Here is a 15,938-nt window from a genome sequence, read left to right as displayed (position 1 = left end):
CAGTGCCCACAGTTGAAATGGAACGTCGCCAGGTGGTGGTGATCGGTGCCGGCCCGTCCGGCGCCATCGCCGCCGCGCTGCTCAAGCGCAAGGGCCATGACGTCGTGATCATCGAGCGCGAGCATTTTCCGCGGTTCTCGATCGGCGAAAGCCTGCTGTCGCACTGCATCGACTTTATCGAAGAAGCGGGCATGTTCGAGGCCGTGCAGGCAGCCGGGTTCCAGGTGAAAACCGGCGCTGCGTTCGCCTGGGGCGAGCGCTACAGCGCGTTCGATTTTGGCGACACGTTCAGCAACGGCAAGCCGACTACCTATCAGGTGCAGCGCGGCGAGTTCGACAAGCTGCTGGCCGATCAGGCGGCGCTGCAGGGCGTCGACATTCGCTATGGCCAAACCATCGTCGGCGCGGATTTCAGCGGCGACTGCCGCTACCTGCAAGTGCTTCGACAAAACGGCAGCAAGTATCACCTCAAGGCCAAATTCGTGCTCGACGCCAGCGGTTACGGCCGCGTGCTGTCGCGCCTGCTGGACCTCGAGGCACCGTCGAATTTCCCGCTGCGCCGGGCGGTGTTCACCCATGTTGAAGACCGCATCGAACACCCAGGCTTCGACCGCAGCAAAATCCTTATCACCACCCATCCTGTGAAGCGCGATATCTGGTTCTGGACCATCCCGTTCAGCAACGGCCGCTGTTCGGTGGGCGTGGTGGCGGCGCAGACGCATTTCGACGGGCGCGACAGCGACCTCGATGCGTGCCTGCGCGGTTTTATCGATGAAACCCCAAGCCTGTCCGGCGTGCTGCAAAATGCCGTGTGGGATACCCCGGCGCGCAGCATCGGCGGCTACGCGGCCAACGTCAAAACCCTGCACGGCCCTGGTTTTGCCTTGCTGGGCAATGCGGCGGAATTTCTCGATCCGGTGTTTTCGTCCGGTGTGACCATTGCCATGCGTTCGGCAAGCATGGCGGCCGGGCTGCTGCATCGTCAGCTCACGGGCGAAACCGTCAACTGGCAAACCGAATTCGCCGAGCCGCTCAAACGCGGCGTCGACACCTTTCGCTGCTATGTCGAAGGCTGGTACGCCGGGACGTTCCAGGATGTAATCTTCCATCCCGGCAGCTCGCCGGAGATTCGCCGCATGATCAGCGCGATCCTCGCCGGTTATGCCTGGGACGAGCGCAACCCGTTTGTCAGCGAGCCCAAGCGACGCCTGCGGATGTTGTCGGAAATTTGTGCGAGTGACGCGGTATGAGCAGCCACTACCTGAGTAAACACTACGTCGAAGAAACCCGCTTCGGTCTTTGGTTTCTGCGCAGCCGCACCTGGCAACATTATGTGTTGCGCGTGGCAATTGACGACCTGCGCAGCCTGTTCACCGAGCCTGTGCCGCAGGCCCCGGTGCTGCTGGACGCCGGCTGCGGCCAGGGTAAATCCTTTGCGTACCTGCAACAGGTGTTCGCCCCGGAACGCCTGATCGGCCTGGATGCCGACCCCCACAGCCTCGACCAGAGCAAGGCCGAAGCGGCGCGCCAGGACCTCGCCATCGAGCTGATCGGCAGCGACTGCGCCACCCTGCAAGTGCCGGACGCGAGCGTGGATATTCTGTTCTGCCACCAGACGTTCCACCATCTGGTGGAGCAGCATCGCGCCCTTGCAGAGTTCTATCGCGTGCTCAAGCCCGGCGGCTACCTGCTGTTTGCCGAGTCCACCGAAGCCTATATCGACACCTGGGTGATTCGCTGGCTGTTCCGCCATCCCATGCAGGTGCAGAAAAGCGCCGAGGCGTACCTCGCGATGATCCGCGAGCAGGGCTTTGAATTTGGCCCGCAGAACGTTTCCTACCCGTATCTGTGGTGGAGCCGCGCCACGGATTTCGGCCTGCTGGAGCGCCTGGGCCTGCGCAAGGCACCGCCGGTGGGCCAGCGCGAAGAAACCCTGGTCAACTGCGTGGCGCGCAAGCCGCTGGCGAGCAGTGCACCATGATGCGTCTGTTGCTGATGGGTTGCCTGTTGCTGCTGGGCGCGTGCGCCAGCCAGGCGCCGTTGCCGGAAAAAATCCCGGCCCTGAATTTACCGCTGCAATTGCATGTGCAGCGCAGCGAAGGCAACCAGCGCCAGGATTGGCTGCTGGTGATCCAGCGGGAAGGCGCCGCCCTTCGCTGGTCGATGATGGACCCGCTGGGCATTCCCCTGGCGCGGCAAAAGTTGCTTGACGGCGCGTGGCAGGCCGACGGCTTGCTGCCGCCCAATCCGCAGGCACGCGAGCTGTTCGCCGCCCTGCTGTTTGCGCTGGCCTCGGCGGACGACCTGCGCGCCCTGTACCCGGGCGCCCAGGCCAGGGACCTGACCCGCACCCTGCCAGGCCATTGGCAAATCGTTTATCAGTCCTCCGAGGTGTTCAGCGTGAACATGGCGGGTCAGCCGTTGAGCTATCGCATCACCCCGCTTGGGGTTGAGCGATGACCGCCTATCTCAATGCTCTGGGGGTGATCTGTGCCCTCGGCCGAGGGCAAGCCGAGGTTGCGCGCAGCCTGTTTGCTGGTGACTGCGCCGGCATGCGCGCCGAAAGCGGCTGGGTGCCGGACCGAGTGCTGCCGGTGGGCGCTGTGCACGGTGATCTGGCGCCGATCCCGCTACAACTGGGCCAGCAAAGCAGCCGTAACAATCAACTGCTGCTGGAGGCTGCGCTGCAGATCGAGGGCGAGATGCGCCAGGCGATCCATACCTATGGCGAATCGCGGGTGGGTATTGTGCTGGGCACCAGCACCTCGGGCATCGACGAAGCCAGTCGTGGCATTGCCCAGTACCTGCGTGACCGGCAGTTCCCCAACACTTACGACTACCAGCAACAGGAACTCAGCGCGCCGGCCAATTTTCTCGCCGACTGGCTGCAACTGAGCGGCCCGGCCTATGTGATTTCCACCGCGTGCACCTCCAGTGCCCGTGCCCTGATGAGCGCCCGGCGCCTGCTGGACCTGGGGGTGTGCGATGCGGTGATCTGTGGTGGCGTCGACAGCCTGTGCAAGCTGACCCTCAATGGTTTCACCTCGCTGGAAGCGGTGTCCGCCGAGCGCTGCAATCCGTTTTCGGTGAACCGCAACGGCATCAATATCGGCGAAGCGGCGGTGTTGTTTCTGATGACGCGCGAGCCGGCCCCCATTGCGTTGCTGGGCAGCGGCGCGAGCAGCGACGCACACCATATTTCCGCACCTGAGCCTACGGGCAAAGGCGCGCTGCAGGCCATGAGCAAGGCGTTGAGCAGCGCCGGGCTCAACCCTGAACACATCGGCTACCTGAACCTGCACGGCACCGCCACCCAGCATAACGACGCCATGGAAAGCCTGGCCGTCGCCCACCTGTTCCCGCATGGCGTGGCGTGCTCGTCGACCAAACCCATGAGCGGCCACACCCTCGGTGCAGCCGGTGCGTTGGAAGCGGCGTTCTGCTGGCTGAGCCTCACCCACGGTGGGGTGCCGCCGCACGTGTGGGACGGCCAGGCCGACCCGGCGCTGCCCGCGTTGCAGTGGGCCCGCTGCGGTGACGCCCTGAAACAACCGCGCCTGATGAGCAACTCGTTTGCCTTCGGCGGCAACAATGTCAGCCTGATTATCGGAGAGGCCCCATGATCGATTGGCCACTCGCCGAACTGCTGCCCCACGCGGGCGACATGATCCTGATCGACCAGGTGCTGTCGTTCGATGAAGAGCAGGTACATACCCGTCTCACCGTAAAGCCCGGCGGCCTGTTCAACCGCGCGGACGGCAGCCTGCCGGCGTGGGTGGGCATCGAACTGATGGCGCAAAGCGTCGCCGCCTATGCCGGTTGTCGCGCACGCAAGAACGGCGAAGCAGTGGAGCTGGGCTTCCTGCTCGGTACACGCAAGTTCGAATGCAACGTGGATGGTTTTCCGGCGGGCGCCGAGCTGACCATTCACGGCCTGCGCTCGCTGGAAGACGACAACGGCATGGGGGTGTTCGAATGCCACCTCACCGGCGACGGCATCCAGGCCAGCGCACGCTTGAACGTATTTCGACCGCCCCTGGCGGCCAACTATTTAGCTGAATCGAAGGACGCAACGTCATGACTCACTCCGTACTGGTCACTGGCTCCAGCCGCGGCATCGGCCGCGCTATCGCCTTGCGCCTGGCCCAGGCCGGGCATGACATCGTGCTGCACTGCCGCAGCGGGCGCGCCGAAGCCGATGCGGTGCAGGTCGAGATCCAGGCGTTGGGACGCAACGCCCGCGTGCTGCAATTCGATGTTGCCGACCGCACCGCGTGCCGCGAAATGCTCGAAGCCGACGTGGAACAACACGGCGCCTATTACGGCGTGGTACTCAACGCCGGCCTGACCCGTGACGGTGCTTTTCCGGCCTTGTCGGAAGACGATTGGGACGTGGTGCTGCGCACCAACCTCGACGGTTTCTACAACGTGCTGCACCCGGTGATGATGCCGATGATTCGGCGCCGCGCGCCCGGGCGCATCGTGTGCATCACCTCTGTTTCAGGACTGATCGGCAACCGGGGCCAGGTCAACTACAGCGCGTCCAAGGCCGGTCTGATCGGTGCGGCCAAGGCGCTGGCCATCGAGCTGGGCAAGCGCAAAATCACCGTCAACTGCGTCGCCCCCGGCCTGATCGACACCGCCATGCTGGATGAAAACGTGCCGGTGGAAGAACTGATGAAGATGATCCCGGCGCAGCGCATGGGCACCCCGGAGGAAGTTGCGGGCGCCGTGAACTTCCTGATGTCGGCCGAAGCCGGCTACATCACGCGCCAGGTATTGGCGGTGAACGGAGGCTTGTGCTGATGAAGCGCGTCGTCGTCACCGGCATGGCCGGCATGACCTCCCTGGGTTGTGACTGGGAGACCATCGCAGCCAACTTTCGCGCCAACCGCAGCGGCATCCGGCGCATGGATGAGTGGGACCGTTTTGTTGAACTGAACACACGACTGGCCGGGCCCATCGATGATTTCCAGGTGCCTGCGCACTGGACACGCAAGCAATTGCGCAGCATGGGCCGCGTCTCGCGCCTGGCGGTGTGGGCAGCGGAGCAAGCGTTGCAGGACGCCGGGCTGCTCGGCGACGAGTCGATCAAGGACGGGCGCATGGGCGTGGCCTGTGGCTCGTCCACCGGCAGCACCGACGAGATCAAGGCGTTCGGCAATATGCTGCTGAACTCGGTGGCCGAGGGGCTCAACGCCAACTCCTACGTGCGCATGATGCCGCACACCACGGCGGCGAATATCAGTATTTTCTTTGGCCTTACCGGGCGGCTGATCCCCACCTCCAGCGCCTGCACCAGCGGCAGCCAGGGCATCGGTTATGCCTACGAGGCGATCAAGTTCGGACGCCTGCCGTTGATGCTCGCCGGTGGCGCCGAAGAGCTGTGCCCCACCGAGGCCATGGTGTTCGATGCGCTCTACGCCACCAGTTTGAAGAATGACGCCCCGCAGACCAGCCCGCGCCCCTACGACAGCGGCCGCGACGGCCTGGTGATTGGTGAAGGCGGCGGCATGCTGGTACTGGAGGAACTGGAACACGCCCTGGCGCGCGGCGCGCATATCCATGCCGAACTGGTCGGCTTTGGTAGCAATGCCGACGGTCAGCACACCACCCGCCCGGAACAGAAAACCATGCGCCGCGCCATGGAACTGGCCCTCGAAGACGCCGGGCTGGAGCCGTCGGCTATCGGCTACGTGAACGGCCACGGCACCGCCACCGACCAGGGCGATATCGCCGAAACCCTGGCCACCAGTAGCCTGTTCGGCAGCCGCATGCCCATCAGCTCGCAGAAGAGTTTCCTTGGCCACACCCTGGGCGCGTGCGGCGCACTGGAGTCATGGTTCAGCATCGAAATGATGAACCGCGACCAGTACGTACACACCTTCAACCTGGACACCGTCGACCCGCAATGTGGTGAACTGGATTACCTCCAAGGAGGCTTTCGCGAGATGCACCATGACTACGTGATGAACAACAACTTCGCTTTTGGCGGCGTGAATACCTCGCTGATCTTTCGGCGCTGGTGCTGACGGTTCACCCGGAAACGAGTGAGCGTGTGCAGTCTCCCCAATCGGTGGCAAAACGCCGTAAATGTGGCGAGCGGGCTTGTCCCGCGTTGGGGTGCGAAGCGCCCCCAATTAAGGAAAACACGGTGTACCTAATATTGCTCGGAGCCTGGTTTTGGGGCTGCTTCGCAGCCCAACGCGGGGCAAGCCCGCTCGCCACGACAAGCCTGCTCGCCACAGGGAATCTGCGTTTAACTGATCGACCCTGGGACAATCCCGTTCGCCACCAACAACGCCACAAACGCTTTCGCCATTGGCGACTGCACACCCTTGCGCTGCACCAGCCACACTGCTGACACCGCGGCAGGGTCCAGCAAGGTGCGATAGACCACCCCATCGATCCGGATGCGCTGGTACGACGCCGGCAATACCGACACCCCAAGCCCCGCCGCCACCAGGCCGATGATGGTCATCGCTTCGCCAGCCTCTTGGGCAAAGCGCGGGCTGAAGCCTGCGTCGCGAGCCAGGTCGAGCAGTTGGGCGTACAGGCCGCTGCCGTAGCTGCGCGGGAAGAACACGAAGGGTTCCTCGGCCAGTTGCGCCAGGTGCAAGCCGTGTTCACTGCGCGCCGTCAACGGATGGCCGGTGTTCAATACGGCCACGAGTGGCTCACGCATCAGCTCAACGGCACTCAGGGAGTCGGGCAACGGCAACGGACGCATCAAGCCGACCTGAATCGATTCGTCCACCAGGGCCTCGGCGACCTGAGTACTGCTCATTTCCCGCAACGTCAGGTGAACAGCCGGGAACGCCTGGCGAAACGCATGAATGGCCTGGGGGATGCTGGCGTTGATCGGCGCCGATGAGGTGAAGCCGATCTTCAGCTCACCCAGCTCCCCCATGTGCGCACGCCGCGCTACATCCGCCGCCTTGTCGACCTGCGCCAGCACCAGACGCGCCTCGTGCAGGAACAAGCGCCCCGCCTCGCTCAGCTCGACACGACGGTTGGTGCGTTCGAACAAACGCGCGCCCACTTGCTGCTCCAGCGCCTGAATCTGCTGGCTCAGCGGCGGTTGCGAGATGCCCAGGACTTGGGCGGCGCGGCCGAAGTGCAGTTCCTCGGCCACTGCGATGAAGTAGCGCAAATGACGTAATTCCATACCCTCACCATTAAGTCGCAGAAGCTATCAAACAGGTCGAACAATATATTGGAAAGAATCATTAGCCAGCTATATTCTTTTTTGCATTGCCGCCCATGGCAGTCTGTCCACTGAGGTCCCCGTGAAATCTGCCGTCGCTCCGTTCGCCCAGCAAGTCCCGCCCACCGCCTTGGATGAGGTGGTCGCCGAACTCACTGACGCGTTCATCGAAAAAGGCACGCCGATGTTCATGCGCACGGTGCTGGCGCTGTTCTGCGGTGGCTTTGCCACGTTTGCCTTGTTGTATTGCGTGCAGCCGATGATGCCGGCGCTGTCCCATGAGTTCGCCATCAATGCCGCGCAGAGTAGCCTGATCCTGTCGGTGTCCACGGCAATGCTTGCGTTCGGCTTGCTGATCACCGGGCCGATATCCGACCGGCTGGGGCGCAAACCGGTGATGGTGGCGGCGTTGTTTTGCGCGGCCCTGGCGACGATTGCCAGCGGCCTGATGCCAGGCTGGGAAGGCATTCTGCTGATGCGTGCGCTGGTCGGCCTGTCCCTCAGCGGCCTGGCCGCCGTGGCGATGACTTACCTCAGTGAGGAGATTCACCCGCAGCACATCGGCTTGGCGATGGGCCTGTACATCGCCGGCAACGCGATCGGCGGCATGAGTGGGCGGCTGATCATGGGCGTGCTGATCGACTTCGTCAGTTGGCACACCGCCACGCTGATCATCGGCGCCCTGGCACTGATCGCGGCGACCGTGTTCTGGAAGATCCTCCCCGAATCGCGCAACTTCCGCGCCAGCAGCCTCAAGCCGCGCAGCCTGATGAACGGCTTTGTCATGCACTTCAGGGACGCCGGCCTGCCGTGGTTGTTTCTTGAGGCCTTTTTGCTGATGGGCGCCTTCGTGACGCTGTTCAACTACATCGGCTACCGGCTGCTGGCCGATCCCTATGACTTGAGCCAGGCCGTGGTGGGCCTGCTGTCGCTGGTGTACCTCTCGGGCATCTACAGCTCGGCGAAAATCGGCTCCCTGGCCGATCGCCTCGGCCGCCGCCGCGTGCTCTGGGCCACCATCGTATTGATGCTGGCCGGGTTCGTTCTGACCCTGTTCAGCCCGCTATGGCTGATCGTGCCCGGCATGCTGATCTTCACTTTTGGCTTCTTCGCCGCCCACTCGGTCGCCAGCAGCTGGATCGGCCGCCGCGCCGTCAAGGCCAAGGGGCAAGCGTCTTCGTTGTACCTGTTCAGCTATTACGCCGGGTCAAGCATTGCCGGCACGGCGGGTGGCTTCTTCTGGCACCTGGGCGGCTGGAACGGGATTGGCGGGTTTATCGTGGCGTTGTTGATCGGTGCGCTGCTGGTGGCGCTGAGGCTGGCCAAGCTGGCGCCGCTGAGAAAGGTCTGAAGGTTTCTGGCTTTTAATGTGGGAGGGGGCAAGCCCCTTCCCACATTTTTGCTCTGTGTTTTATTCGTGGTACTGCGCCGAGAGTTCGTGCACCGCCCGCAGGAACGCGCCGGCGTGCTCCGGGTTCACTTCCGGCGTAATGCCATGGCCGAGGTTGAACACATGCCCGGTGCCCTTGCCGTAGCTGGCCAGGATGCGGCCGACTTCGCTGCGGATCGCCTCGGGGTTGGCGTACAGAACGGTCGGGTCCATGTTGCCTTGCAGCGCGACGCGGTTGCCTACGCGGTGGCGGGCTTCGCCAATGTCGCAGGTCCAGTCCAGGCCCAGGGCGTCGGCACCGGCGTCGGCGATGCTTTCCAGCCACAGGCCGCCGCCCTTGGTGAAGAGAATGACCGGTACTTTGCGGCCTTCATGTTCGCGAATCAGGCCGCTGACGATCTTGCGCATGTAGGCCAGGGAGAATTCCTGATATGCCGCCGCCGAAAGGTTGCCGCCCCAGGTGTCGAAAATCTGCACGGCCTGGGCGCCGGCCATGATCTGGCCGTTGAGGTAAGCCGTGACTGACTGCGCCAGCTTGTCCAGCAGCAGGTGCATGGCCTGCGGGTTGTCGTAGAGCATGGCCTTGGTCTTGCGGAAGTCTTTCGACGAGCCGCCTTCGACCATGTAGGTGGCCAGGGTCCAGGGGCTGCCGGAGAAGCCGATCAGCGGCACGCGGCCGTTAAGCTCGCGGCGGATGGTGCTGACGGCATCCATCACATAGCCGAGGTCCTTGTGCGGATCAGGAATCGGCAGGGCTTCGATGTCGGCCAGGGTGCTGACCACTTTCTTGAAGCGCGGGCCTTCGCCGGTCTCGAAGTACAGGCCCTGGCCCATGGCGTCGGGGATGGTGAGGATATCGGAGAAGAGGATGGCCGCGTCCAGTTGCGGGTAGCGGTCCAGCGGCTGCATCGTGACTTCGCAGGCGAATTGCGGGTTCATGCACAGGCTCATGAAGTCGCCGGCGTGGGCACGACTGGCACGGTATTCCGGCAGGTAACGACCGGCTTGACGCATCATCCACACGGGCGTGACGTCTACGGGCTGCTTGAGCAGGGCACGAAGGAAACGGTCGTTCTTGAGGGCAGTCATGTCGGCATCCGCAAAAAAAGTGCGGGCATTTTCTCAGAGCACGACGCAAAAGGCACGGAATGCACCGTGCCTTTTGTCTATCGGGTCAATTTGTCGCGGTAGCTTGCGGTATGACAGACACCACCAAACCCTATCTGGAATGGGGTTTGTGTGGGAGCTGGCTTGCCTGCGATGGCGGTGGTTAATTCACTATCGCTATCGCAGGCAAGCCAGCTCCCACAGTTGACCGTGTTTCAAATCAAACTTGAAGGTAATCCAGGATGCCTTCGGCGGCGTTGCGGCCTTCGAAGATCGCGGTGACTACCAGGTCAGAACCGCGCACCATATCGCCACCGGCGAAGATCTTCGGGTTGCTGGTCTGGTGCTTGTACTGGCCTTGTTCCGGGGCCACCACGCGGCCCTGGCTGTCGGTCTGGATGGTGAACTGCTCGAACCACGGCGCCGGGCTTGGGCGGAAACCGAAGGCGATGACCACGGCGTCGGCCGGGATGATCTCTTCGGAACCCGGAATCGGCTCGGGGCTGCGACGGCCACGGGCGTCCGGTTCGCCGAGACGAGTCTCGACCACCTTCACGCCTTCCACCTTGTCTTCACCGACAATGGCAATCGGCTGGCGGTTGTAGAGGAATTTCACGCCTTCTTCCTTGGCGTTCTTCACCTCTTTGCGCGAGCCGGGCATGTTGGCTTCGTCACGGCGATAAGCGCAGGTCACCGACTTGGCGCCCTGGCGGATCGAAGTACGGTTGCAGTCCATCGCGGTGTCACCACCGCCGAGCACCACGACCTTCTTGCCTTTCATGTCGACGAAATCTTCCAGCGACTTCTCAAAGCCCAGGTTGCGGTTGACGTTGGCGATCAGGAAGTCGAGCGCATCATGCACGCCCGGCAGGTCCTCACCGGCAAAGCCGCCCTTCATGTAGGTGTAGGTGCCCATGCCCATGAACACGGCGTCGTATTCGGCGAGCAACTGCTCCATGGTGATGTCCTTGCCGATCTCGGTATTGAGGCGAAACTCGATACCCATGCCGGTGAACACTTCACGACGGTGGCTCAGTACGGTCTTTTCCAGCTTGAACTCGGGGATGCCGAAGGTCAGCAGGCCGCCGATTTCCGGGTTCTTGTCGAACACCACCGGGGTCACGCCGCCACGCACCAGCACGTCGGCGCAACCCAGGCCCGCCGGGCCGGCACCAATGATCGCGACACGTTTACCGGTCGGCTTGACCTTGGACATGTCCGGGCGCCAGCCCATGGCGAACGCGGTGTCGGTGATGTACTTCTCCACCGAACCGATGGTTACCGCGCCGAAGCCGTCGTTGAGGGTGCAGGCACCTTCACACAGACGGTCTTGCGGGCACACCCGGCCGCACACTTCCGGCAGGGTGTTGGTCTGGTGCGACAGCTCGGCGGCGGCGAGGATGTTGCCCTCGGCCACCAGCTTGAGCCAGTTGGGAATGAAGTTGTGCACCGGGCACTTCCATTCGCAATACGGGTTACCGCACCCCAGGCAGCGGTGGGCCTGATCGGCCGAGTGCTGGGGCTTGAAGGGTTCGTAGATTTCCACGAACTCTTTCTTGCGTTGACGCAACAGTTTCTTCTTCGGATCTTTGCGCCCGACATCGATGAACTGGAAGTCGTTATTCAGACGTTCAGCCATGTTAAAACCTCATCAAACTCTTCAGGCGCATATCACTGCGGGTTGGCACGGATGCTGGAAAGCAACGATTTCAGGTTGGCAGCCTTGGGCTTGACCAGCCAGAAACGACGCAGGTAATCATCGAGGTTTTCGGCGAGGTTACGACCCCATTCGCTGCCAGTCTCCTCGACGTACTCGTCCAGCACGTGCTGCAAGTGGTTGCGGTAGGATTCCATGGCTTCGCCGCTGATGCGCTGGATCTCGACCAACTCGTGGTTGACCTTGTCGACGAAGGTGTTGTCCTGGTCGAGTACGTAGGCGAAACCGCCGGTCATGCCCGAACCGAAGTTGTAACCGGTCTTGCCCAGTACCGCGACAAAGCCCCCGGTCATGTACTCGCAGCAGTGATCGCCAGTGCCTTCCACCACGGTGTGGGCGCCGGAGTTACGCACGGCAAAACGTTCACCGGCGGTGCCGGCGGCGAACAGCTTGCCACCGGTGGCGCCGTACAGGCAGGTGTTGCCGATGATCGCGCTTTCCTGCGACTTGTAGACGCTGCCGATTGGCGGAACGATCACCAGCTTGCCGCCGGTCATGCCCTTGCCCACGTAGTCGTTGGCGTCGCCTTCCAGATACATATGCAGGCCGCCGGCGTTCCACACGCCGAAGCTCTGGCCGGCAGTGCCCTTGAAGCGGAAGGTGATCGGCGCTTTGGCCATGCCCTGATTGCCGTGCCTGCGCGCGATTTCGCCGGAGACGCGGGCGCCGATGGAACGGTCGCAGTTGCAGATGTCCAGAGCGAATTCGCCACCGCTGGCGTCATTGATCGAGGAGCCGGCCATATCGACCATCTTCTCGGCCAACAGGCCCTTGTCGAACGGCGGGTTACGCTCCACGCCGCAGAACTGCGGCTTGTCGGCAGGGATGTGATCGCTGCCCAACAGCGGCGTGAGGTCCAGGTGCTGTTGCTTGGCGGTCTGGCCCTGAAGGATTTCCAGCAGGTCGGTGCGCCCGATCAGCTCTTCCAGGGAGCGTACGCCCAGCTTGGCCAGCCACTCGCGGGTCTCTTCGGCGACGTAGGTGAAGAAGTTCACCACCATGTCGACGGTGCCGATGTAGTGGTCCTTGCGCAGTTTCTCGTTCTGCGTGGCAACACCGGTGGCGCAGTTGTTCAGGTGGCAGATGCGCAGGTATTTGCAGCCCAGGGCGATCATCGGCGCGGTGCCGAAGCCGAAGCTCTCGGCGCCAAGGATCGCAGCCTTGATCACGTCGAGGCCGGTTTTCAGGCCGCCGTCGGTCTGCACCCGCACCTTGCCGCGCAGGTCGTTGCCGCGCAGGGTCTGGTGGGTTTCGGCCAGGCCCAGTTCCCACGGTGCACCGGCGTACTTGATGGAGGTCAGCGGCGAAGCGCCGGTGCCGCCGTCATAACCGGAGATGGTGATCAGGTCGGCATAGGCCTTGGCCACACCGGCGGCAATGGTGCCGACGCCGGCTTCCGCGACCAGTTTCACCGAGACCAGCGCCTGCGGGTTGACTTGTTTCAAGTCGAAAATCAGCTGCGACAAGTCCTCAATCGAATAGATGTCGTGGTGCGGCGGCGGCGAAATCAGGGTCACGCCCGGCACCGCGTAACGCAGTTTGGCGATCAGACCGTTGACCTTGCCGCCCGGCAGTTGCCCGCCCTCGCCCGGCTTGGCGCCCTGGGCCACCTTGATCTGCAGCACTTCGGCGTTGACCAGGTATTCCGGGGTCACGCCGAACCGGCCGGTCGCCACCTGCTTGATCTTCGAGCTTTTCAGCGTGCCGTAGCGCGCCGGGTCTTCGCCGCCTTCGCCGGAGTTGGAACGCGCACCCAGGCGGTTCATGGCTTCGGCCAGGGCTTCGTGAGCCTCGGGCGACAAGGCGCCCAGGGAAATACCGGCGGAGTCGAAGCGTTTGAGGATCGATTCCAGCGGCTCGACTTCGCTGATGTCCATCGGCGTGTCCAGGGTCTTCACCTTGAACAGGTCGCGGATCATCGATACCGGGCGGTTATCCACCAGCGCGGTGTAGGCCTTGAACTTGGCGTAGTCGCCCTGCTGCACGGCGGCTTGCAGGGTGCTGACCACGTCCGGGTTGTAGGCGTGGTATTCGCCACCGTGCACGAACTTGAGCAGACCACCTTGCTGGATCGGCTTGCGCGCGCTCCAGGCCTCCGACGCCAGGGCTTTCTGTTCGGCTTCGATATCGACGAAACGCGCGCCCTTGATGCGGCTCGGCACGCCACGGAAGCTCAACTCGCAGACTTCTTCGGACAGGCCGATGGCTTCGAACAGCTGCGCGCCGCGATAGGACGTGACGGTGGAGATGCCCATCTTCGACAGGATCTTGAGCAGGCCTTTGGTGATGCCTTTACGGTAGTTCTTGAACACCTCATAGAGGTCGCCCAGCACTTCACCGGTACGGATCAGGTCGCCCAGCACTTCGTAGGCCAGGAACGGGTACACCGCCGACGCGCCGAACCCGATCAGCACCGCAAAGTGATGCGGATCACGGGCGGTCGCGGTTTCTACCAGGATGTTGGAGTCACAGCGCAGGCCTTTCTCGGTCAGGCGGTGGTGCACCGCACCGGTGGCGAGTGATGCGTGGATCGGCAACTTGCCCGGCGCGATATGGCGGTCGGTCAGCACGATCTGGGTACGCCCGGCGCGCACGGCTTCTTCGGCCTGATCAGCAACGTTGCGCACGGCGGCTTCCAGGCCGACGCTCTCGTCGTAGTTCAGGTCGATGATCTGGCGGTCGAAGCCCGGACGCTCCAGGGTCATCAACGAGCGCCACTTGGCCGGGGAAATGACCGGCGAGCTGAGGATGACGCGGGAGGCGTGCTCAGGCGATTCCTGGAAGATGTTGCGCTCGGCACCGAGGCACACTTCCAGGGACATCACGATGGCCTCGCGCAGCGGGTCGATCGGCGGGTTGGTCACCTGGGCGAACTGCTGGCGGAAATAGTCGTACGGCGTGCGCACACGCTGAGACAGCACGGCCATCGGCGTGTCGTCGCCCATGGAGCCGACCGCCTCGTAGCCCTGCTCGCCGAGCGGGCGCAGCACCTGGTCGCGCTCTTCGAACGTGACCTGATACATCTTCATGTACTGCTTGAGCTGGTCGACGTCGTAGAAAGCCGAACCGTGGTCGTTGTCTTCCATGGTCGCCTGGATACGCAGGGCATTCTTGCGCAGCCATTGCTTGTACGGGTGACGCGACTTCAAGCGGTTGTCGATGGCGTCGGTGTCGAGGATCTGCCCGGTTTCGGTGTCCACGGCCAGGATCTGGCCAGGGCCTACGCGGCCTTTGGCGATCACGTCTTCGGGCTTGTAGTCCCACACGCCGATTTCCGAGGCCAGGGTGATGAAACCGTTGGTGGTGGTCACCCAACGCGCCGGGCGCAGGCCGTTACGGTCGAGCAGGCATACCGCGTAGCGGCCGTCGGTCATGACCACGCCGGCCGGGCCGTCCCACGGTTCCATGTGCATCGAGTTGTACTCGTAGAACGCACGCAGGTCCGGGTCCATGGTTTCGACGTTCTGCCACGCAGGCGGAATGATCATGCGCACGCCACGGAACAGGTCGATGCCGCCGGTGACCATCAGCTCGAGCATGTTGTCCATGCTGGAGGAGTCGGAACCCACGCGGTTGACCAGCGGGCCGAGCTCTTCGAGGTCCATCAGGTCGTTGGCGAACTTGGTGCGACGAGCCACGGCCCAGTTGCGGTTGCCGGTGATGGTGTTGATCTCGCCGTTGTGGGCGAGGAAGCGGAATGGCTGGGCCAGCGGCCATTTCGGCAGGGTGTTGGTGGAGAAGCGCTGGTGGAACACGCAGATTGCGGTTTGCAGGCGCTCATCGCTCAGGTCCGGATAGAAGGCGGTAAGGTCCGCCGGCATCATCAGGCCTTTATAAATGATGGTCTTGTGGGAAAAGCTGCAGATGTAGTGATCGGCGTCGGCGGCGTTGAGCACCGAGGAACGACGGCGGGAGGTGAACAGTTTGATCGCCATGTCCTGGTCGCTCAGGCCTTCGCCTGCGATGAACACTTGCTCGATCAGCGGCAGGCGATCATGGGCCAGACGGCCGAGCACGCTGGTGTCGATGGGCACTTTGCGCCAGCCAACGAGTTGCAGGCCGGCAGCCAGGATCTCGCGGTTCATGTTTTCGCGAGCGGCTTCGGCTTTGACCGGGTCCTGGTTGAAAAACACCATGCCCACGGCATATTGCTTGGGCAGGTCGACCGAAAAATGCTGTTTGGCGACAGCGCGCAGGAACAGGTCGGGCTTTTGAATCAGCAAGCCGCAACCGTCACCGGTCTTGCCGTCGGCGTTGATCCCACCGCGGTGGGTCATGCAGGTCAGGGCTTCGATGGCCGTTTGTAAAAGGGTATGACTGGGCTCGCCCTGCATGTGGGCTATCAGGCCGAAACCGCAGTTATCCTTGAATTCATCGGGTTGGTACAGACCTGCTTTCATAGACACTTTCTCACCAGGCTGCCTCTTATACCGAGGCAAATTTCTTTTCAATTCAACCGGTTACCTTCCACGCCGAACGTACGCCGGCTTAGCGGGGGCAAAAGGGAGGTCATTGTA

The 15,938-nt window shown here is 62.9% G+C and carries 12 protein-coding genes; 8 read left to right on the top strand and 4 right to left on the bottom strand.

Going from position 1 to position 15,938, the window contains the following annotated elements; translation table 11 throughout:
• Positions 1 to 2: 2 nt before the first annotated feature.
• From TU75_RS06100 to TU75_RS06070, 7 genes are read left to right on the top strand one after another with little or no spacing between them, the layout of a single operon-like run.
• Positions 3 to 1,250 (top strand): NAD(P)/FAD-dependent oxidoreductase, encoded by a 1,248-nt coding sequence (locus TU75_RS06100; protein ID WP_082630314.1) that lies wholly within the window; start codon positions 3 to 5, stop codon positions 1,248 to 1,250.
• Positions 1,247 to 1,981 carry a class I SAM-dependent methyltransferase gene (locus tag TU75_RS06095; protein ID WP_015373588.1) on the top strand — a complete coding sequence of 245 codons (735 nt, stop codon included), beginning with the start codon at positions 1,247 to 1,249 and terminating at the stop codon, positions 1,979 to 1,981. Before TU75_RS06100 ends, TU75_RS06095 begins: the two co-directional genes overlap by 4 nt.
• Complete coding sequence (locus TU75_RS06090; protein WP_060548440.1) at positions 1,978 to 2,460, top strand: DUF3261 domain-containing protein; 483 nt, start codon at positions 1,978 to 1,980, stop codon at positions 2,458 to 2,460. The genes TU75_RS06095 and TU75_RS06090 overlap by 4 nt, the downstream gene beginning before the upstream one ends.
• Entirely contained in the window at positions 2,457 to 3,623 is a 1,167-nt protein-coding gene (locus tag TU75_RS06085; protein WP_060548439.1) for a beta-ketoacyl-[acyl-carrier-protein] synthase family protein, read from the top strand. Before TU75_RS06090 ends, TU75_RS06085 begins: the two co-directional genes overlap by 4 nt.
• Complete coding sequence (locus TU75_RS06080; RefSeq protein ID WP_060548438.1) at positions 3,620 to 4,081, top strand: hotdog family protein; 462 nt, start codon at positions 3,620 to 3,622, stop codon at positions 4,079 to 4,081. Before TU75_RS06085 ends, TU75_RS06080 begins: the two co-directional genes overlap by 4 nt.
• Complete coding sequence (locus TU75_RS06075) at positions 4,078 to 4,806, top strand: 3-ketoacyl-ACP reductase FabG2 (RefSeq protein ID WP_015373586.1); 729 nt, start codon at positions 4,078 to 4,080, stop codon at positions 4,804 to 4,806. The genes TU75_RS06080 and TU75_RS06075 overlap by 4 nt, the downstream gene beginning before the upstream one ends.
• Positions 4,806 to 6,032, top strand: a complete 1,227-nt coding sequence (locus TU75_RS06070) for a beta-ketoacyl-ACP synthase (RefSeq protein WP_003237299.1) — start codon at positions 4,806 to 4,808, stop codon at positions 6,030 to 6,032. Before TU75_RS06075 ends, TU75_RS06070 begins: the two co-directional genes overlap by 1 nt.
• A 227-nt stretch (positions 6,033 to 6,259) precedes the next feature.
• Here the strand turns inward: TU75_RS06070 and TU75_RS06065 are convergent, their stop codons facing one another.
• Positions 6,260 to 7,168, bottom strand: a complete 909-nt coding sequence (locus TU75_RS06065) for a LysR family transcriptional regulator (RefSeq protein ID WP_003237301.1) — start codon at positions 7,166 to 7,168, stop codon at positions 6,260 to 6,262.
• A gap of 121 nt (positions 7,169 to 7,289) precedes the next feature.
• Here TU75_RS06065 and TU75_RS06060 point away from each other — a divergent pair, with 121 nt between their 5' ends.
• Positions 7,290 to 8,558 carry an MFS transporter gene (locus TU75_RS06060; RefSeq protein ID WP_060548437.1) on the top strand — a complete coding sequence of 423 codons (1,269 nt, stop codon included), beginning with the start codon at positions 7,290 to 7,292 and terminating at the stop codon, positions 8,556 to 8,558.
• A gap of 60 nt (positions 8,559 to 8,618) precedes the next feature.
• Here the strand turns inward: TU75_RS06060 and hemE are convergent, their stop codons facing one another.
• The 3 genes from hemE to gltB form a co-directional block, all read right to left on the bottom strand.
• A complete protein-coding gene (hemE, locus tag TU75_RS06055; RefSeq protein WP_015373584.1) occupies positions 8,619 to 9,686 on the bottom strand; it encodes a uroporphyrinogen decarboxylase in 1,068 nt (355 codons plus the stop codon).
• Between the two features lie 238 nt (positions 9,687 to 9,924).
• Positions 9,925 to 11,343 carry an FAD-dependent oxidoreductase gene (locus tag TU75_RS06050; RefSeq protein ID WP_060548436.1) on the bottom strand — a complete coding sequence of 473 codons (1,419 nt, stop codon included), beginning with the start codon at positions 11,341 to 11,343 and terminating at the stop codon, positions 9,925 to 9,927.
• Between the two features lie 32 nt (positions 11,344 to 11,375).
• A complete protein-coding gene (gene gltB, locus TU75_RS06045) occupies positions 11,376 to 15,821 on the bottom strand; it encodes a glutamate synthase large subunit (protein WP_003237309.1) in 4,446 nt (1,481 codons plus the stop codon).
• Positions 15,822 to 15,938 lie beyond the last annotated feature (117 nt).

Origin of the sequence: Pseudomonas poae (assembly GCF_001439785.1) — a bacterium.
GTDB lineage: Bacteria > Pseudomonadota > Gammaproteobacteria > Pseudomonadales > Pseudomonadaceae > Aquipseudomonas > Aquipseudomonas poae.
This window is presented reverse-complemented; position numbering and strand designations above follow the sequence as displayed.